The sequence below is a fragment of the Halobacillus sp. A5 genome, assembly GCF_024189315.1.
GTDB lineage: Bacteria > Bacillota > Bacilli > Bacillales > Halobacillaceae > Halobacillus_A.
In genome coordinates, this window is the sequence record NZ_JAIZEO010000001.1 from 1,251,028 (window position 1) to 1,268,746 (window position 17,719).

Here is a 17,719-nt window from a genome sequence, read left to right on the forward strand (position 1 = left end):
CTATTCTTCATCTTTCTTTAAGGCAATGTCGAGTTCAATCAACTTCTTCAAATCATCCACGGAATCAATTTTAATGTGGCCACCTTGAAAGTCTTTGACCCACCTTGTGATACCTGCATTCACGATTTTCTTATACTTGTCTTTCGCTTCTTCGATATCTTCAATTTGGTCGATATCATATTGCATCATTAGCTCTTCTTTTTCATCAATCGAACTTTTGTTCGTATTTTTCATTGCCAAGCACCTATCCTTCACATAAAATGAAAGAGAGAACGTGATTAATAGATACAGTGGCCACTGCCTGGTTCACGTTCTCGACCAAGGTTTTGCTTGGTTGTTCTGAGGGGGTGTTAACAGCACCCTCTCTTTTATTTTACTCTTTACGATGCAGCAGTTCAGGTTTTATCCCTGTTGCTTCTTCATAGCGAATTTTAATCGCGTCACAAAAATATGGATCCAACTCGAGTAAGCCGCAATCTCGATCCAACTGATCACTGGCTAACAAAGTGGATCCACTTCCTCCAAAGAAATCAACAATAAAATCATTCTTCTTACTACTATTCTTTAATGGAATCGCAATCAAGTCCAGGGGCTTTTGGGTGGGATGCACGTATTTCGTCACATCCCCCCGAGAGATTTCCCAAACCGTATCCGGCTCTGGTTCTTCTACAGGTAGTCCTGCTTTCCACACGGTGGTTTGTTTTCGATCCCCATACCAATATGGTGAATTCCCTTTTTTAAAGGCATAAAAAATAGGCTCATGCTTAAAGCGATACTGAGCCCATCCAAAGGTCGGTGCATTCTTCACCCAAATGCATTGCGTGCGCACCTCGATATTTGATTTGTTCATAGCATCCTCGAACTCCCGCTGATAGGAGGAAGGATGAAATACATAAATCGCAGCTTTATCTTCCATAATGCTTTCATACTCTTTAAAGACTGAGTACAGGAAACCTTCAAATAAACCATCGTCCATGTCATCATTCATAATGGAACCATGGCCGGTTTCATTTAAGTTTTTAGCATCACTTTTTACCGCGACATTATATGGAGGATCCGTTACGATTAGATGCGCTTTTCGATCGCCCACTAACTTTAATATATCTTCCCTTTTAGTTGCATCTCCACAAACAAGAGTGTGCCGGCCTAACTTCCATACATCACCGTACTGAGTCTCTGATTCATATTCTTTTAACTCTTCGACTTTGCTATCAAAATCGAAACCATCGTCTTCTACTTCGGTGTCTTCTGTATCTTGGGGTACAGCAGATAATATCTCGTCTAATTCTTCGCCATTGAACCCCGTAAGCTCCACATCTACCTCTGCTGCATTTAATTCACTTAACAACAGCTGCAGCTTTTCATCATCCCAGCCGCCTTCAATTTTGTTTAGAGCAATATTAAGTGTTTTCTCTTTCTCCAATGGAAGGTTCACCACGGATACTTGAAGCTTGTTCGGTTGATCTTCCATCAGAATTTTAAACCTCTGGTGACCACCAACTAAATTTCCTGTGTTTTCATTCCAGATAAGTGGATCTATATATCCAAATTCCTCGATCGACCGTTTTAGTTTCTGATATTCTTCATCTACTTTAGATAAATTAATTCGAGGATTATACTCGCTAGGGTTAATTTTGTTTATATTTATTTCTTTTATTTGCAAATCACTATTCCTCCTATTAAAAATGCTCCCGATATAATCACCAGGAGCAAAAAAACTATTTTTTATTTAATTGGTTTTCTAACACACTTGTACAAACTGAATATTTTTTCATATTAGCTGACTTAGAAACTGTGTAAAATGTTATTAGTGTAAATATTATACCCATAAATGAGAAGGTGAACGTTAAGAAATCCTTATTTGTCTCAGAGTCGAATCCTTCCACTAATCCAAAAAAGTTTTGCAAAGTTGCAATTAAAATACTTATGGTGGTAGTAGCGAAAAATGAAATAAACATAACGTCAAATGCAATCGAGGCTCTATTTGCCTCTAATAAGGTTTGATAAAAGTTCTTCAGTTTTCTAAGTTGTATGTTATTCAGTTTTTGTTTTCTAACCAATTCATTTAAATACGAGTAGTAACTTGACTGTAATGGTAATAATAAGAAAAGAATAACCCGCTCTTTCTTTAGAAAATATTGATTTAAACTAGGTTCTTTTATTTGTTTCAACTTACGTCTCATAATTAGATAAACAATATTGCTAGCCAAAAAAACCAACAAACCCATTAAGTAGATTATAATCGGCACATAAATTAAGTTATTCAACCTAATCTCTCCTTTTATCAATTACATCGGCTAGAGGAGTTTAGATTGTAGTTATTTTATTTGAATGGATTATCTTCGGTAGTAGGGGTAAACTCTTTAGAGTCTAACCTGTCATTTTTGATTTCCATATGATCTACCTTAACACCATATATTTCACCCGCTAAATCCTTCTTAAACGGAGTATGAACCACTAATTCAACTTGATACCAATCAGAATCCCCTAAGGCAAAAAATTCTCCTTCTATAGGTAACCTTTCAAACTCATAACGTAAATTTTCCCAATTTGCCTTTTTAGCATCATGGATGTGTAAAAATACTTTTGCCATATTAACATCTCCCTTCACCAACTTTTTCGCCAAAAACAGACATTTTCCTGCTAATAAAAAGTAATTCTTGTCCAAGCTACAGCTCCTATTAACATCGCTGCTGTCATTAAGAAATCTTTAACCTTACTAGGTAAGGGGATGAAGCTAAGTAATAATCTGGCTATAATAGCTGCACCTACTATAAACCCGGTTAAAAATACCATTTGTAACGCTAGTTCATTAATAGCTGAATTCGAAACACCAAAATCGACATCCAATTTATTCACCTCCACTTAATTTATCGGAGGAATTTCGTGATTCATAATAAAAAGACACTCGAAAGAGTGCCCCTATTTAAATAATGATTTAATAAAATTATGCCAGAACTATTTTACCGCTCCTTCCCTCCCATTCTATACGTCGTATTCTTTTTTCTACTTCACCCGCCCCCTCCGTTAGTATTCGAGTTGTTTGGGAAATAGAAAAAGCACCCTATTTGGGATGCTTTAATTGCCTTGTATTTGTTTTTCTATTTGTGAAGTGGGAAAGAACTCCCCTCCAGATTCATTACTTTCAGCTTGATCTCTACTAAAACTTGCTTCACCAATATCTACATACTCTATCGTCAAAACATCCCATCCATCAAATTGCAATAAATGATCAGAAGATTGGGAATATCTGGTCATTGCACTATCATCAGTAGATAATAGGTCATCCTCAGCCAGCCTTATAACTGCGTTGATTTCTCCATTTTCAAACGTTATATCTTCCAAAGTATCTTCTTCACTCATTCCACCATACTCTATTTCTGACTTTACTTGATCAGATGAAGTTACTTCTTGACTTTCTTCTTTAGACTCTTCTTCATCAGCTTGTACCTCTTCTTCTGAAGTGGTATCTTCATTTTCAGACTGAGTATCTTCTTCATCAGTACCGCAACCCACTAACACTACTAAAACACTAAGTATTACAAATAAGAATTTCCCCAAAACAATTACCCCCTATATGTTTTCCATATAGGATTTTATCACTAGTTGGTTTGTTTTTCCATTAAAATTTTCATCGCCTGGTAATGGACACTCGTAAGAGTGCTTAAACGAAGGAGACTTTTCCTCGCCTGTCCTTCCTTCCATTCTACACGGTTGATTTTTCTAATAACAAATCGCTCACAAACTGGCACTTCTGTCCTTCTTGGCATAATTGGCAGATTTGGTACAACATTTCATTCTTCATCTCTCCAACTTTACTTCGACTCATTCTTAAATGGTCCGCAATCGATCGGTAACTCATACCGTCCATCATACAATCAATAATGATAAGGAGTTGATCATTCTCCAGAGTATCTGCAATTAGCTCGACCGCATACACATGCTGCCGATAGTCTTCCCACCGTCTATATAAACGTTCCTCACGCATGTCCATTTCCTCGAGTTCTTTTTTACTCTTAAGAGGCGATCCTTTTGGAAGAGTAGCTTCTATACTATATTCAATAGCGCCTAATCCCCTCATAGGAATTGAGCTACCAAACAAGATATTTTCCAACCTAGAGACTTCTTTGCTCTTCCAATGATATTCATATATAAGGTTCTCAATCTGTTTCTCATTCATCTTTGAACCTCGCCCCTTCCATCAAGCTATTCATGTAGTTGCTACGCTTACCAGGCTGCTTAACACCGGTTTGTTTGTTCCTTCTATACTGTGATACTTTCCACTTAATCACGAATTTCTGTTGCCTCATTTCTTCACCCACTTCCAAATAAGGAAAAGTGGCCAGAACATTGCCAATAGTATTAGAAAGAACATATAAACTGTTTCTTCTTCAACGTCTTGCTCGGGATCTTCCTCGAGAAAGCAAAATATAAGCCCGATCAACAAATATATGAATATTAAAAAATGATCACTCCTTTAAAGAAAAAAGGACACAAACCAAGAGCGTTTTGCTCTCGATCTGTGTCCTCCAGTTAGCTGGTAGAACTAAATTATTCATCTGTTACTTTAGTATATATCATTAAAAATAACCTTCTCGTATCCCATATAACTATAACATTATTGATTAGTGAACAAACAAGGAATATATGTACATAAAAAAACAGTTGGGTGTAACTTGCTAATAACAATAAGAAATTAAGTAAAACAAACGCACAAAACTCATTAAGGTATCTAATAACTTGCCGTTTCATATTAATGTCATGCACATCTACAACACTAACACCTGCTGCAATCAATGCACCTAACCCGATAGAGAAAGTTATATTAAATGTTGCGACGTCCCTACTATACTGACTTACATTATTATCATTCACTATAACATTTAAGTAAAAAATCAAAATGAAAAAGTTAGTTGAAACAAACAACAGAATGTTAAATAATTTACTCTTGTTCTTTTTATACCATGAAAGAAAACTTTTACTCTTAATAGAAGTTCATTGAATTACATTTAGTTTCAAAGGAATCGCCCCTTTCTAATAAAGTTGTATAGCTATATATAAGCTGACTAACCCACCACAAATAATAAAAGGAATAGTTAATACTCTAACTACTTCCCTAATCAATCCCTTCGGTGAAAAAGCAATTATAATTGCTGATAGGATTCCACATACAATAAATGCGATCATCATAATAATGATTGGGTTAGCCACTTCCCACAGGGAACTCCATTCAATAATATCCATATTATCCCTCCCTGTATTTTATCGGATAATTTACTCCGAGTTTTAGACTACAAGTGAAAGTAAAAAGGACCCAAACCAAGAGCTTTGCTCTCAATTTGTGCCCACCTGTAAGCTGGTAAAACTAATTAAGTGACCTTAGAATGAAAAATCTTAAAAAGGCTTCGGGTACTCCAAATAACTATAATATTAGCAATTAACGCGGCTATTAAAGTTATATGTATAAAATAATCAATATAAGTATAACTAGCTAAGATCACTAATAAATTTAACAAGGAAAAACCAACAAATTCGTTTAAGTATGTTATTACCTGTGCTCTTACTTCCTCCAACTTAGTGTTGTCGAGGAGACTTCCCGCTGCTATGATTAGAGCACCTAATCCAATTGAAAACGTAATATTAAATAAGGCTATGTTCCTCGCATATTCTGATGCTTCAACTTTACCTACAAATACTGCTACACTATATAGCATTACTATACACAGTGAAGTAATAGTAAAGAGAGCAATACCAAATAATTTAGCTTTAATCTTATTAAACCAATCAAAAATCCTTTCCATCTTACTACCCTCCAAACTTGATTGCTTATAAATCTTATTTCGGTAAAAAAATAGAATTTTCAAGTAAAAAGGACACAATCAATGAGCAGTGACACCCGATCTGTGTGTTCTTTACTAATTATTAATCTTTAATATTATAGTCATTTTTAATCCTATCCCAAGTTTCTATACAACCTTCTACGTAGTCTTTAAAATCTTCTGGTTTATGAAATTGTTTAAATTCACTTTGAACTTTCGAAACAGCTTTTAAAGTTAACATGTCGTTAGCGGTAAGTAATGCTCCATAAAAAATTCTCATTCTATCTATTTCATCCGTCCTAATAAGTTTATGATCTAATAAAATATCGCCCAATATATTAAGCAATTTATTGTTTTCATCTCTTAATTTAAATAGTTGGTCTTTAGGTTTTTGGTGTTTTTTACCTTCTTCTAGATTATTTATCAATTTATTAATTCTTTTCCTGCTAAGTACTAATTCCCTTTTCAAAGGCTTTCTTTCTTCCTCGACTCTTCTTAACACTTCGTTCTCCCTTTTCTTTTTTTCTACAATTAGAGTTACACTAACCGGTATAATAATAGCGATAAATGTTAACAATGCCGTTAACCAATCTGCAGGAGTAACACAACTCCAAAAACCCTCACATGATTTTATTTCTATTGGATCCCTGATTATCACTTCACTTGTATATTTCAAAACTCTTCCCCCCTCATCAAACCTCTTCATTTTCTACAGTTATAGAGCTTAAAACAATAGGCGATTTTTCTTGTAATAGTTTCCATTAAAACTAATTTACTAATTATATATAACACCCTCACTACATTATACCTAATTTTGTAAAAATTCTGTCAAATTATTAACATAAATTGGAGGATATGTTACCCTTCAATCACAACAATGTTTAAGAGAACTCACATCTTTTATTAATTAGAAAGGGGTATTTTTATGAAAAAAATTGTTACAGCTATAATGTTTAGTCTATTATTAGCTGTAGGTATCACTTCTTCTGCAAGCGCTGAAGAAACTGCACCTGAACAGAATGATCAGACAGCTGGTACTATGGCCGTTCCTGCTCCTGATCCTGGATCAAGTTATATGTATATGGGAAAACAGGAAGGGCATAGTTGGACCCATAAAATTTCTTCAAGTTCTTTTGCAATTGCCTTTGGTTCTTCGGAAAAGCTGATCTCTCAGGTATTTGGTATAGGAGGATCTGTCTGGAGTTGGATAAATAGTGGATATGAACCAACTTCATATGCCAAAATTTATTCTAAAGTAGAAGAACACAACGCGTTTTCAGCTTCATTAAAAACTAAGTATCTATGGTTTGAAGATAGTCAATTTAATACTTATCAAGAGACTACAGAAAGAATTGAGAAAGCTTCATGTAGTCAATATAATGCATACTGTTGGAAAGACTAAAAGGTAGGTTAGTTTAATGGACCAAAAACAAATTCAAAAAAAAGAAAAAATTAATGTTATATTTCTTGTAATCTTCTTAATAATTCCACTAATTTTTAACATATCCATAGTTTTTGGTTTGTTCTGTTATTCAGTGTACTTACTAATAAGTTACTTTGTTTTTTACAAAAATAGACGACTTATAGATATTATTGTCTATAGTATCTTAATGATTGTTCTCTTAATATTGTTTATAAATGGAGTTTAAGAGGCCAAGTTGTCTGGTCTCTTAAAACTCCTCCCCCTCATCAAACTTAACCCTCTTCACCTTCCCCTGGTGTGTAATCACCTTCGTCTCCCCATGCTCAGGTAAAGTGGTTATTTTTGCCTTTCCGTTACAATATACGACACAGAAAGGGGAGTTTCCTTCTGGCAAATCCATTTCTAAGCTAAGTTTACCATTATCTATTTCTGTCTGAACGTGATTCAATCGCATTGAGCAGGCCCCCATGTTATAATGAATTTATCGAATTTTGTCGAGAGCTTAGCTCTTGGCTTTTTTTATATTGTTAGAAAGGAACATGATATGCGAACTGCACTTATTATTGACGACTCTTCCTTTATGAGAAACTGGTTAAAATCCATACTCGAGTCCCATTCATTTAAAGTGATAGCTGAATCTAATAATGGAATTGATGGAATTAGAAAGTATTCTGAACATCTACCAGACATTGTCCTCTTAGATGTTGTTATGCCTAAAATGAACGACACAAGTGCATTAGAACAGCTCTTACTACGCCACCCTGAAGCTAAAGTAATCATCTGCTCCTCATTGGCGGATAAACAATTGATAGATCAGTGTGCGCGATTGGGAGCTTTTGATTTTGTCCAAAAGCCTAATCTTAATAGGATTTCAGACATATTAGCGAAAATCCATAATCCTTAAAACTTAACTTAATGAATAATACATTTATGGTAATTACATAATAATTATTGGAACATGCCAGCTATTATTTTATTTTTGTTGCTACGACTGCTGGCCGGTTCCACCCTTCAATCACCGGGGATCTTCCCCGGTTTTTTTTATTTTTGGGCATTCGCCTTTCCAATTCTAGGTATACACACATAACTTACCGTATCGAACAGCTAAGGTGGTGAGCTTATGAGTAACGATTGCGGACACGGCGGTTATGGCGGCTACGGTGGTGACGGTTTTAAAGGTCGCAGTTTTGCTTTAATTGTTGTGCTGTTCATACTTTTGATTATCGTTGGCGCTGCATTTTGCTAAATTATTAGGTAAACCCATATCTGCCTATAAATCATCACCCGAGAGCCGAGGAATCACTCCCCTTGGCTCTATGTTTATTTTCTTGGCAAGTCGGACTCTTTTTCCATTTATCATTTAAATATTTTAGTCTACCTCGAGCCCTTGCTCCTCACATTCCCGCTTCCACTCACTCATATGATTCATATACACGCTTCGAGACATGTTAATCATTCGAGCAATCCTCTCATGTGTAAACCCCACAAAGCGTAGAAAGAGGATATCTCGATGGGTCATATGTTCCCCCTTGCTAGTTACTTGGTCGATTCTTTGTTTCGTATCACTCATCTTTGAACTCCTCCTCACATTCATCGCAAAATCGAGGATGACCTGGTTCCTCATCATATATCGGAGCAAGGCAATGTTGACATATTTCCCCGCACCTAATGGCGTGCTTTATTTCACTCATGCTTACACCGTCCCTTCCCCTACTCCCTCGGGTCTGAATTCATTGTTCGGATGAATGCTCAACGTAATGGTTACTTGGTCTTCACGATGCTCAATCAGTTGATCTCTAGCCTTAAACCAGGAGCAACCTTCGTAGTCCTGAATAGCTCGTACATAATTCGACCACCGTTCCTTTATTTTTTTAAAGGCTTTGCTATTTGGTCCGGTCTTACACTCCAGGGGAGAGATTACGTCTTCAGGGATGATAGCTTTCACCACCAAATAACCATTTTGATCACTCTCTTGCTTTGCTTCAGTATCCTCCAAGCTCATAACATCGAAAATGGATAGTTGTTCGTAATCTTCGCTTTCATATTTAGTCTCAGAAGTGGCCATTCTTGGATTAGGTTCTTGACACTCCATAAGTTCAAATCGCCCAGCTTGAAAGCAACCGAAATGTGATCCACCCCTATCAAACCTTGAGACATAATAAGCCGATCCACCACTAGGAAATACAAAGTATTCGTTACCCTGGACAAGCTCTGCACTCCCTGCAGCATCTAAACAGATGGCTTTCATGCTGCACCTTCACGAATTAGCTTTTCTAACAAGGGCAAGTAATCAAGAGGTACACCGTTCCCTGAAGCAACTTCGCCGGCCGCATAGTAATTAAAGTCATCAAAAGGGATCGATTTACGACCTCCGAGCTTTGCATGTTCCGTGTAATGCTGCACAACTGAGAAAGGAACTAAATAAACTTGATTCATTTTGCGGAATTCAATTAAGAAAAAGCATAATGCTCCTGCTCGATCTGCCTGGTATAGGTAATCCATCTGGTGTTGGTGAATGTTATTTAAAGGGAACCGCCTTTCTCCTGTCGACTTTGCTTCAAAACAAATGGCTCGGCCTTTAAATACACCGTCGTAATCGACCGTCGATTTAGATTCGTAAAATCCGCTTAAGACTTTCGTACCTTTGGATTTCATGACTTTAACTGGCGTGGGCCGCTTATTAATAACAGCCAGCCCCTTACGTAAATACGTATCATTGGTGAGGTTGATTATGTTTTCTAACCCCATGCCTCGCTTACCTTGATTCATTGTTACGCCTCCACTCTTTCGCGATTTCTGTGGTTACTGAGATATAGGTGTGCTCCAAGGTGTACAGACTTACATCATCAATCGACCGGCCATCAATCGTTTGATTTGTATTCATGCGTCGAAGAGCATTCCTTAAAAACAACTTCCGTTCTTCCACTTGCTGGGCTTGGAATACATCTTTTGATAGATTCATAGAATCACCACCTAGGAGCCTACAGCTTTAAGTTTAGACTTTGACTTTAAGACTTCAAGCCCAGTAGCTGAGTTATTTTCAATTCGCTCTAGATCTCTTTCTGTTAATCCGTAATGACCTAGATCAGATTGATTCTGTATTTCGTCGAGCGATTTTTTTGTCTTAACCCACAAGTAAAGAGTTTGAGCATCTTTTTCGATTTTGGATTTTTGATTATTAGCCGGACTTGACTGTTTTTGCTCATCTTGCTTGTTAAACCACTCTGGAACCACTTCAGAGGATTTACTTCCTGCAAAGCCGCGTTGCTGCTTATTTTTAAACTCCACTTCTTCAGCCTGAGCCTGTTCAAGTGTCTGAATGTTTTTATTTGCCCAAGATTGCAAAATGCTTTTCGCATAACCCCAGCTCGGTTTATTTCGATCAAGGGCACGCTTCATCGCCTCGGTTACCATATCGTCACCAAGGTCTTGAATCCATGCCATTATTTCCTCTGAGGTTTGAGGTCGTAGCATGCCAAAATTATTTTGATAGAATCGAATCGCATCAGTAGAAGTTGCCGGCTCTTTTTTCTTTTCTTCATCTTCTTTACTCTTCTTTTCTTTACTTTCATTTACTTTACTTTTCTTTTCTTTATTAGGCATTGCGTCTGCATTGCGTTCGCTATGCGGTTGCATATCTTTAGCATTGCTCTTTTTATCTTCGCTTGATTTTCCGCTTGAATCGCCGTCCTGGCGGGCCTTCTTCTTCCACCTTGCCTGTGCTGCTTTCTTCGCTTTTTCTGATTTTGTATCCTTTACTTCCATGCGTTTAAGGAGTGATTCCGACCAAAAATATTCTCCGTCTGTATGCAAGAGTTCAAACTCATTGATGCAGTCTGATGCAAAGCGATGCGCTGCATCTGCGTTGCATTGCAGTTGCATTGCAAGTGCATTCCAGGTGTATTTATTGATCTTTATTTTGTAGTCGTTCTGTTCTCGTAGCATCTCGATAATGATCCAGTACCAACCATAACCTTCTGAACCATACACACTTCTCATCGATAAGATTTTAGGGTCATTTCGTGCGTTGCCATCGTGGGAGAAATAATAGGTGTTCTTCATAGTTGCCTCCTTAAGAGTTATTTCTTATTGATCTGAGCTTTCATACCATTAATACGAACCAACCCCCAGCCAGGGAAGTTATGCCGTACATAAGCATCAACATAACGTTTAAATGACTTCCCTGGGTCTTGGTGATCTTGAACCATCCACACGTAGTGGTAAGGGATGGGAACTTCTCTCTTCATTACTGAAGATCCATGGCTGCTTGTTCAGGTGTTAGTTCTTCTTTAGAAGCCGGATTCTCTTTTGGTTGATCTTCTTCTGGATCATCAGGTATCGGCATATCGATATAATCTTGATCGTGGATAGACTGCGCTTCTTCTGTAACATCTTTCCTAACCGTTTCATCCTGGGATGCTTGATCTTGGACCTCGATGCTTATCGGAAGATACTTAAACATGCGGCGAATAACTGTCTTCTTAGCCATTTCTTCATAATCCGTTTTCCAAGGACCATTAGTTCCAGCTTTTGAGCGTCCTCTAACTTTCTCTACATCAGCGTCACTAAACACTTCAAATTGATAGCCACCATCTTTAAAATGAGCGACCGCATATACGAATGTCATTTCGCCTCTTTCACCGGTGGCTGGCTTGTGAACAAGCTTAGGGTGTAACCCTAGCTCGTACTCAAACTCATCGTTTTCATGCACTGTGTGAGCGTATATGCTTTCAATGTGACCGGACCGTCTTGCAAGGTCGATCATGCCTTTATAACCGATAATGAATTGAACATCGGTCTGCTTCATCTTGCCGTTCCAGAATGGTACCAGATAGCAGTGGCCAATTAATCCAGGCTCAAGACCCAACTGTGCAGCTTGCATAACAGCTCCCATCAAGGAAGGAATAGAACATTCTAGTAGTTTAGGATTCTGACGGATGGTAGTCATCGCAATGCGCCCTAATCGGTCCGCGTCCATATGCTTAGGCAGCGCTCGTTCAAATTCAGGCCCCATCTTTTTAAGATAGGCCTGAATCGTGTTTACTTGATTGTTGGATTGAGTCGGAGCATTGTTGCTATTCTTTTTATTAGATAGTTGGTTTTTAGCTGTACTGTTAGTAGCCATTATTTAGCCTCCTTGTACTTTAATGGGCGACTTTTACTTAGTTTTGAGTATTCTTCATATAGTTCCGGTTTCTCTGCCTTTAGTCGCTTAGAATCAACTGTGCGTCGCTCCTGCGACTTCCAAGTTACGACAAAGTGATTGGAAAATCCTTTTTCATAGGTACCTAGCTTTTCCTTAAGTTTGTTCTCGTATTTCTTTTTTTGTTCACTAAGATCCGATAATTCTTCTTTGATTTGACCTAAGGCCACAAGGAGTTTGTCTGAGTCTGGATCAAGCTCTGTCTCGCTTTCAGGATCAGCGTCTGGATACATAGATTTCAGAAAATCAGTCGAAGCATCTGAACCATCGATCTCTGGAGGATTCTGTTTTAATATGTGCTCCTCCCAAAATTCCTTCTCAAGAGCGATTAAGTTCTTTATCAATTCTTCATCTCGTTCGATCTTTTTATAGACAAATTTGTTTCCACCGATTAATACAGCAATCCACCAGGCATCAGCCCCTGTCACAGCCATATAATGCTGACATTGCAGCAGATAAGCCATTGGAGTTTCTTCCCCATTCCATTCGTCTTTCAGGAATTCACTAGCTGTCTTACACTCGAGGCCTTCATTACGTCCAACTATTAATCGGTCGACGTTTGCTAACATCCAATTGTGCTCAGGGTGTTGAAGAATAGCATTACGCTTTCGCACCTTCAGACCCGATCGTTGACTAAACTCCCTGGCCACTGTTTCTTCCATTACATTGCCCCAGTAAGCTGCCTCTTCATTAGAAGGAGCTGCGTTCGGCACTTCTCCTACTTTCTCCATATACACAACGATTGGTGATTTCCATTTATTAAATCCGGCAATGGAAGCTGCATCACTTCCGCCAATTCCTTTCTTACGAAACTCCAACCATTCATCTCTCGTCATATCAGTAGTGCTCTGCATAACTTGTGCTTTAATGCCCATATTGGACCTCCTTAAGATTTCTGATATAATACGGATATAGTCTTTTCACATGGATCGCATTGCTGTGCGGTCTTTTTTATGCGCTTCTTTTCTCTGCGCCAAGAATCTGTAGCAATTCTTTTGAGTCTTGAGTCAACGTCTCTATAAGGAAATATTCATCATTCAATTCATAAATATCGTCACCATGAAAGACTTCATTTCCTAACTCATCGGTACCATAGTACTTCTCTTCCTTTTTCAACGGATAACCAAAGTTTTCTACTTGTTCTACACTTGGGTGAGTCAATTGATTCCCTCCTCATTTATTTTTCAAGATAGTCCAGAACTTTTCTTAGCTTTATTCGCTTTTGTTCATCGTTCATGTCACTTAGTAAAGACTGAAGTTCTTCTTTAATTACTCGTTTTTCTTCACTCGGTTGATATTTTTTTAAGACAATTAAATCTCCATCGGTAAAGATCTCGATTGGATCTCTTTCCTTAATACCGAATGACTTTCTCAATTCTTTGGGTACAACCACCCTCCCTAGATCATCAATGCGTCTTACAATTCCAGTACCTTTCATAAATAACTTCCTTTCTTAGTAAATTGATGCTTCAGCGCATCGTCATAGGTAGGAGAATATAAGGGGAAAATGAACGTTTTCATCCTACCTATGACGACAGGCTGAGTGCCTGTCTATTACTCATCGTTCTCTCCTCCTCCCAGCTTGTGTGCGACCAACATACATGCTAAGATAGGAGTATTCCAATATGAGTGCCGTCTATGGGTTGCAGCCCTGGGCGGTTTTTCTATGTCTTTCACATTCTTTCATCAGTTTGATTAAATCCTTTTGGCTGACAGTAATCATGAGTTGCTCGTCTGAAAATTGATCAACTTCTTCTTTTAACCTTTCTAAATGATCTTTCATTTTTCACCCTCCATATCGATAAATCATCGAGAATAAAAGAAACGCCAGCATGGCAATAAACAAAACAACGTAAGTTTTACTAATGACATCAAGGTTTTTCATGATGCCACTTCACTTTGGCTACGGTGATTCCAGCTTTCTCAAGGTCAATCATTATTTTTTCTAGGTTTTGATTCGTCCCCGGCTTTTCCAATTTTCTTGTTCGTAAGAACTTTAACTCCCCCATAAGGCCAGCCATTTCTATTGCACTTTGTGCCGCTTCCTCAAAATCACTTTGAGTAAAGTAATGATCTTGAAGCTTCTTCAAGTTCCCATATTGAGAATGTAAAATGGAAGCTCTTTCAATATCTTCTGGTAGATAATTATCTAGTTGACTCATTTCTTAAATCTCCTCGCTTTTAGGGATACCAGCCATTCTTTAAATAACTTTTTCATCGAGAAATCATATTCCTTACATAAGGCAGCCACCAGGTTCACTTGAGAGGCTGCAGAATCCAGAATCTCTTTAATCACTCGTTTGACTTCCTCTTTCTCCTGCTCTGAGTTCGAGGCAATAGGCTTGTACCATTTCACGTGATCTAAATGCTCCAGTGCTTCTTTTGTTTCCTTTTCAACAAAGAATCGCATATGAATGGAATCGTGTTGAATGTGATCCCCATTTAAGTAAGGCATATGAACATAGCCGGTAGCCTCTTCCCATGAATGAAAGTAAAACTCTGGGTCGTCTAGCGATTCTGAGAAGGCTTTCCTCATTTCTGGCTGATACTTTCGATCCCCAGTTTCTACTTTTGAAATCGTTTCTCTACAATAGTTAGCGTCAAAGGACAGTTCTAGTTGCGTGGTCTCCTGTCTGTTTCTGGCTTTGACCAATTCATCACGTATGGTCAATTTGATTTTCTCCTTTCGTACCGTTTAAGTTCTATCCATGTGTATAAGATAGGTAGTAATATGAAATTAATTAAATAGCTTCCATGTGATCGGCTTCTTGTTGACGAATCCAATCATTCAGAGCTTCCTCTGAGAACATGATCCGTCTGCGAAGACGAAAATGCGGAATCTCTTTTTGCTTCACCATGGTGTAAATGGTGTCGGTGCAGACGCCTAAATAATCTGCAGCTTGTTTGACATCAAGTCTCTTGATAGGCATTTAAATCACCTCCTTTTCATTTATAGCGTTTTTTGCAACTTCATTCACAAAAAAATACTCAATTTCTACATTGAAGTAATTTGCAATTTCAATTATTTCTTCAGCTTTAAAAGGCTGATTGCCTGACTCCTTACGATGATAAGGGTATAAGCTCTTCATACCAAGTAATTCTGCCATTTCACTTTGTGATAATTTATTCTTCTTTCTTAATTTTTTCAACTTATCGAGATTTAATTTTGCCAATTTTAACACCTCCTAATTGCATTAATTGCAACTCGTTAAATCGATTATAAATCGCAAAAAATGCAAAGTCAATAACAAATTAGCGTTTTTCGCAATTATTATTTGCTGAAATTGCAAAAGTGATATTATGAAAGGAGAATAAAAGTGGAGGCTGAACAAATGTCAGCAAATATTTTAGGAGATAGACTCCGTAAATTAAGAGAGCAACAAAATCTCACTCAAAAAAGAGCCGCAACAATATTTGGTTTAACAAATTTCCAATTATCCCGCTATGAAAAAGGTCAATCAAACCCTGATCCTGATTTAATCGCAAAGTTCGCTGATTATTTCGATGTATCCACTGATTACTTGCTAGGAAGAACCGATGATCATAACTTCACGTCACGTGAAGAAAATACTTTTGATTCATTATCAGAGATCAACCGACTTCTCGAGAAATATGAAATTGACGATATGTCTTTCTTTGATATTGAAAAATGGAAGTCAATGAGCCCTGAGCAGATTAAAGAACTGGAAAGTTACTTTCAATACTTGGTCCAGAAGTCTTATGAACTAGAAAAAGATAAAAAAAATAATTAAAGAAACACGTTCACAGCGTGTTTTCTTTTGAATTATATTTGGGTATTTTTGTATTAAATGCAATATTTATACCCTATATCCAATTTACTAACTATTAAAAGGGAGAGGTTCAGGATGAGTGATTTTAACGAGAAGGTTCGAGCGTTATCTGACCGAGTTGACAAGATGAGAGGCAATATTCACACCGAAGAAGCAACCAAAACTAGCATAATTATGCCGTTTTTTCAGATTCTTGGATACGACGTTTTTAACCCAGCAGAGTTCACACCGGAATACACAGCTGATGTAGGAATTAAGAAGGGTGAAAAAGTAGATTACGCAATTATGCATGAAGGTGAGCCACTTATTTTAATCGAGGCAAAATCGTTAGATGACGTACTTACTAAACATGACTCTCAACTCTTTAGGTATTTTGGTACGACAAAAGCAAAATTTGCTATTCTTACCAACGGAGTCTCATACAAATTTTTCACAGATTTAGAGGAACAAAACAAAATGGATGTTTCTCCATTCTTCACTTTTGACTTGCTAGATTTAAAAGATAGCAACCTCTCTGAATTATCTAAATTCAGAAAAGATAGTTTTGATTTGGCCAAAATATTTAATACTGCCTCAGAGTTAAAGTACACGGGCAAGATTAAAGAATTGCTTTATGACCTCTGGGAAGAGCCAACTGAAGATTTTATTCACTACATACTAAATAACATCTATGAGGGTCGTAAAACTAAAAATGTTGTGACACAGTTTGAACCGATTGTTAAGAAATCGTTCAAACAATTTATAAATGAGATTGTTAACGACAAATTAAGTGCGGCATTAAAGTCTACTAATAATGAAGATTCAAACGTAGACCCTGAAGCTATTGAGGAAACAGAAGAAATCGTCGATGATCCACCAGAAATAATTACAACTGAAGAAGAGATACAAGGTTATGCAATTGCACGTCTGATTTTGTCTGAATCTATTGATGAAGAGCGAGTGTATTATCGGGATAATAAGAGTTACTTCAACATTTTAATTGATGATAATATCCGTCGATGGGTATGCAGACTTGGATTGAACTCAGAGAACAATAAATATATTCAGTTTAATGATGAAGAACGTACAACTGTTAGTATTGAACGAGTTTCAGAACTAACCAAATACAAAGAAAAGCTACTCAAAGTGACTGAGTCATTTAAATAAACGAAATCGCTTATTATTTTTTGGCTTTGCTTAACTTAGATATGACTTTTATATGTTTGATGAAATCCCTGCTGCCCAACAGCCAGCTATGGATTCCGGCATTGGCGTTTGGTCCATTCCTGTTTATGCCCACAAGGACCATGACCATGGCTATCATTATGAAGAAGAACCGGAACCAGAGCCTGAGCCAGAACCTCAAGAGGATGCCCCTTCTAGCGTTTATTACAAGAACTGTGATGCTGCTGGAGCTGCACCTGTGCGTCGAGGTGACCCAGGTTATGCTAAGCATTTAGATAGAGATGGTGATGGAGTCGGGTGTGAATGGTAATTATTATTT

At 37.4% G+C, this 17,719-nt stretch carries 30 protein-coding genes and 2 pseudogenes; 6 read left to right on the forward strand and 26 right to left on the reverse strand.

Annotated elements, in window-relative coordinates; genetic code table 11:
* The 10 genes from LF822_RS06575 to LF822_RS06620 all read right to left on the reverse strand — a co-directional run bounded on the left by LF822_RS06575 (window position 1) and on the right by LF822_RS06620 (window position 6,495).
* Entirely contained in the window at window positions 1-240 is a 240-nt protein-coding gene (locus tag LF822_RS06575; RefSeq protein WP_253923127.1) for a hypothetical protein, read from the reverse strand.
* Between the two features lie 133 nt (window positions 241-373).
* Window positions 374-1,663 carry a site-specific DNA-methyltransferase gene (locus LF822_RS06580; protein ID WP_253923128.1) on the reverse strand — a complete coding sequence of 430 codons (1,290 nt, stop codon included), beginning with the start codon at window positions 1,661-1,663 and terminating at the stop codon, window positions 374-376.
* A gap of 55 nt (window positions 1,664-1,718) precedes the next feature.
* Window positions 1,719-2,267: a hypothetical protein gene (locus LF822_RS06585; RefSeq protein WP_253923129.1), complete on the reverse strand. Its 549-nt coding sequence runs from the start codon at window positions 2,265-2,267 to the stop codon at window positions 1,719-1,721.
* A gap of 56 nt (window positions 2,268-2,323) precedes the next feature.
* Complete coding sequence (locus LF822_RS06590; protein WP_253923130.1) at window positions 2,324-2,668, reverse strand: hypothetical protein; 345 nt, start codon at window positions 2,666-2,668, stop codon at window positions 2,324-2,326.
* Window positions 2,644-2,850: a hypothetical protein gene (locus tag LF822_RS06595; protein ID WP_253923131.1), complete on the reverse strand. Its 207-nt coding sequence runs from the start codon at window positions 2,848-2,850 to the stop codon at window positions 2,644-2,646. The genes LF822_RS06590 and LF822_RS06595 overlap by 25 nt, the downstream gene beginning before the upstream one ends.
* 228 nt (window positions 2,851-3,078) lie before the next feature.
* Window positions 3,079-3,561: a hypothetical protein gene (locus tag LF822_RS06600; RefSeq protein WP_253923132.1), complete on the reverse strand. Its 483-nt coding sequence runs from the start codon at window positions 3,559-3,561 to the stop codon at window positions 3,079-3,081.
* A gap of 145 nt (window positions 3,562-3,706) precedes the next feature.
* A complete protein-coding gene (locus LF822_RS06605; protein WP_253923133.1) occupies window positions 3,707-4,180 on the reverse strand; it encodes a sigma-70 family RNA polymerase sigma factor in 474 nt (157 codons plus the stop codon).
* An 854-nt stretch (window positions 4,181-5,034) separates the two neighbouring features.
* A complete protein-coding gene (locus tag LF822_RS06610; RefSeq protein ID WP_253923134.1) occupies window positions 5,035-5,244 on the reverse strand; it encodes a hypothetical protein in 210 nt (69 codons plus the stop codon).
* Window positions 5,245-5,369: 125 nt separating this feature from the next.
* Window positions 5,370-5,801, reverse strand: a complete 432-nt coding sequence (locus tag LF822_RS06615; RefSeq protein WP_253923135.1) for a hypothetical protein — start codon at window positions 5,799-5,801, stop codon at window positions 5,370-5,372.
* A gap of 121 nt (window positions 5,802-5,922) precedes the next feature.
* The gene (locus LF822_RS06620) at window positions 5,923-6,495 is read right to left on the reverse strand and encodes a hypothetical protein (protein WP_253923136.1); all 573 of its coding nucleotides are present in this window, start codon (window positions 6,493-6,495) and stop codon (window positions 5,923-5,925) included.
* A 249-nt stretch (window positions 6,496-6,744) separates the two neighbouring features.
* Here LF822_RS06620 and LF822_RS06625 point away from each other — a divergent pair, with 249 nt between their 5' ends.
* The gene (locus LF822_RS06625) at window positions 6,745-7,221 is read left to right on the forward strand and encodes a hypothetical protein (protein ID WP_253923137.1); all 477 of its coding nucleotides are present in this window, start codon (window positions 6,745-6,747) and stop codon (window positions 7,219-7,221) included.
* 268 nt (window positions 7,222-7,489) lie between these two features.
* Here the strand turns inward: LF822_RS06625 and LF822_RS06630 are convergent, their stop codons facing one another.
* Window positions 7,490-7,696: an XtrA/YqaO family protein gene (locus LF822_RS06630; RefSeq protein WP_253923138.1), complete on the reverse strand. Its 207-nt coding sequence runs from the start codon at window positions 7,694-7,696 to the stop codon at window positions 7,490-7,492.
* Window positions 7,697-7,786: 90 nt separating this feature from the next.
* Here LF822_RS06630 and LF822_RS06635 point away from each other — a divergent pair, with 90 nt between their 5' ends.
* Both LF822_RS06635 and LF822_RS23035 read left to right on the forward strand, forming a co-directional pair.
* Window positions 7,787-8,146: a response regulator gene (locus LF822_RS06635; protein ID WP_253923139.1), complete on the forward strand. Its 360-nt coding sequence runs from the start codon at window positions 7,787-7,789 to the stop codon at window positions 8,144-8,146.
* Between the two features lie 273 nt (window positions 8,147-8,419).
* Window positions 8,420-8,488 (forward strand): annotated as a pseudogene (locus LF822_RS23035) (YjcZ family sporulation protein); the annotation flags it as partial.
* A gap of 123 nt (window positions 8,489-8,611) precedes the next feature.
* Here the strand turns inward: LF822_RS23035 and LF822_RS06645 are convergent.
* The 15 genes from LF822_RS06645 to LF822_RS06715 form a co-directional block, all read right to left on the reverse strand.
* Window positions 8,612-8,812 carry a hypothetical protein gene (locus LF822_RS06645; protein ID WP_253923141.1) on the reverse strand — a complete coding sequence of 67 codons (201 nt, stop codon included), beginning with the start codon at window positions 8,810-8,812 and terminating at the stop codon, window positions 8,612-8,614.
* 123 nt (window positions 8,813-8,935) lie between these two features.
* A complete protein-coding gene (locus LF822_RS06650; RefSeq protein ID WP_253923142.1) occupies window positions 8,936-9,490 on the reverse strand; it encodes a hypothetical protein in 555 nt (184 codons plus the stop codon).
* Window positions 9,487-10,011 carry a Holliday junction resolvase RecU gene (gene recU / locus LF822_RS06655; protein ID WP_253923143.1) on the reverse strand — a complete coding sequence of 175 codons (525 nt, stop codon included), beginning with the start codon at window positions 10,009-10,011 and terminating at the stop codon, window positions 9,487-9,489. The genes LF822_RS06650 and recU overlap by 4 nt, the downstream gene beginning before the upstream one ends.
* Complete coding sequence (locus tag LF822_RS06660) at window positions 9,998-10,204, reverse strand: hypothetical protein (RefSeq protein WP_253923144.1); 207 nt, start codon at window positions 10,202-10,204, stop codon at window positions 9,998-10,000. The genes recU and LF822_RS06660 overlap by 14 nt, the downstream gene beginning before the upstream one ends.
* An 11-nt stretch (window positions 10,205-10,215) precedes the next feature.
* On the reverse strand, window positions 10,216-11,304 hold the full coding sequence (locus tag LF822_RS06665) for a DnaD domain protein (RefSeq protein ID WP_253923145.1): 1,089 nt from the start codon (window positions 11,302-11,304) through the stop codon (window positions 10,216-10,218).
* Window positions 11,305-11,321: 17 nt separating this feature from the next.
* A complete protein-coding gene (locus LF822_RS06670; RefSeq protein WP_253923146.1) occupies window positions 11,322-11,489 on the reverse strand; it encodes a hypothetical protein in 168 nt (55 codons plus the stop codon).
* A complete protein-coding gene (recT, locus tag LF822_RS06675; protein ID WP_253923147.1) occupies window positions 11,489-12,367 on the reverse strand; it encodes a recombination protein RecT in 879 nt (292 codons plus the stop codon). Before recT ends, LF822_RS06670 begins: the two co-directional genes overlap by 1 nt.
* Window positions 12,367-13,320: a YqaJ viral recombinase family nuclease gene (locus tag LF822_RS06680; RefSeq protein WP_253923149.1), complete on the reverse strand. Its 954-nt coding sequence runs from the start codon at window positions 13,318-13,320 to the stop codon at window positions 12,367-12,369. The genes recT and LF822_RS06680 overlap by 1 nt, the downstream gene beginning before the upstream one ends.
* A gap of 76 nt (window positions 13,321-13,396) precedes the next feature.
* The gene (locus LF822_RS06685) at window positions 13,397-13,606 is read right to left on the reverse strand and encodes a hypothetical protein (RefSeq protein WP_253923151.1); all 210 of its coding nucleotides are present in this window, start codon (window positions 13,604-13,606) and stop codon (window positions 13,397-13,399) included.
* Between the two features lie 16 nt (window positions 13,607-13,622).
* Window positions 13,623-13,883, reverse strand: coding sequence for an AbrB/MazE/SpoVT family DNA-binding domain-containing protein (locus LF822_RS06690; RefSeq protein ID WP_253923152.1), 261 nt, complete (start codon window positions 13,881-13,883; stop codon window positions 13,623-13,625).
* Window positions 13,884-14,081: 198 nt separating this feature from the next.
* Entirely contained in the window at window positions 14,082-14,228 is a 147-nt protein-coding gene (locus LF822_RS06695) for a hypothetical protein (RefSeq protein ID WP_253923153.1), read from the reverse strand.
* An 88-nt stretch (window positions 14,229-14,316) separates the two neighbouring features.
* Window positions 14,317-14,607: a hypothetical protein gene (locus tag LF822_RS06700; protein ID WP_253923154.1), complete on the reverse strand. Its 291-nt coding sequence runs from the start codon at window positions 14,605-14,607 to the stop codon at window positions 14,317-14,319.
* Entirely contained in the window at window positions 14,604-15,116 is a 513-nt protein-coding gene (locus LF822_RS06705) for an XRE family transcriptional regulator (protein WP_253923156.1), read from the reverse strand. The genes LF822_RS06700 and LF822_RS06705 overlap by 4 nt, the downstream gene beginning before the upstream one ends.
* A gap of 70 nt (window positions 15,117-15,186) precedes the next feature.
* Entirely contained in the window at window positions 15,187-15,375 is a 189-nt protein-coding gene (locus LF822_RS06710; RefSeq protein ID WP_253923157.1) for a helix-turn-helix domain-containing protein, read from the reverse strand.
* Entirely contained in the window at window positions 15,376-15,618 is a 243-nt protein-coding gene (locus LF822_RS06715; RefSeq protein ID WP_253923159.1) for a helix-turn-helix domain-containing protein, read from the reverse strand.
* A gap of 144 nt (window positions 15,619-15,762) precedes the next feature.
* Between LF822_RS06715 and LF822_RS06720 the strand changes: the two genes are divergently transcribed.
* The 3 genes and pseudogenes from LF822_RS06720 to LF822_RS06730 form a co-directional block, all read left to right on the forward strand.
* Window positions 15,763-16,197: a helix-turn-helix domain-containing protein gene (locus LF822_RS06720; protein WP_253923161.1), complete on the forward strand. Its 435-nt coding sequence runs from the start codon at window positions 15,763-15,765 to the stop codon at window positions 16,195-16,197.
* A 114-nt stretch (window positions 16,198-16,311) separates the two neighbouring features.
* The gene (locus LF822_RS06725) at window positions 16,312-17,382 is read left to right on the forward strand and encodes a type I restriction endonuclease (protein ID WP_253923162.1); all 1,071 of its coding nucleotides are present in this window, start codon (window positions 16,312-16,314) and stop codon (window positions 17,380-17,382) included.
* 211 nt (window positions 17,383-17,593) lie between these two features.
* A pseudogene (locus LF822_RS06730) lies at window positions 17,594-17,710 on the forward strand (excalibur calcium-binding domain-containing protein); the annotation flags it as partial.
* Window positions 17,711-17,719: the final 9 nt, after the last annotated feature.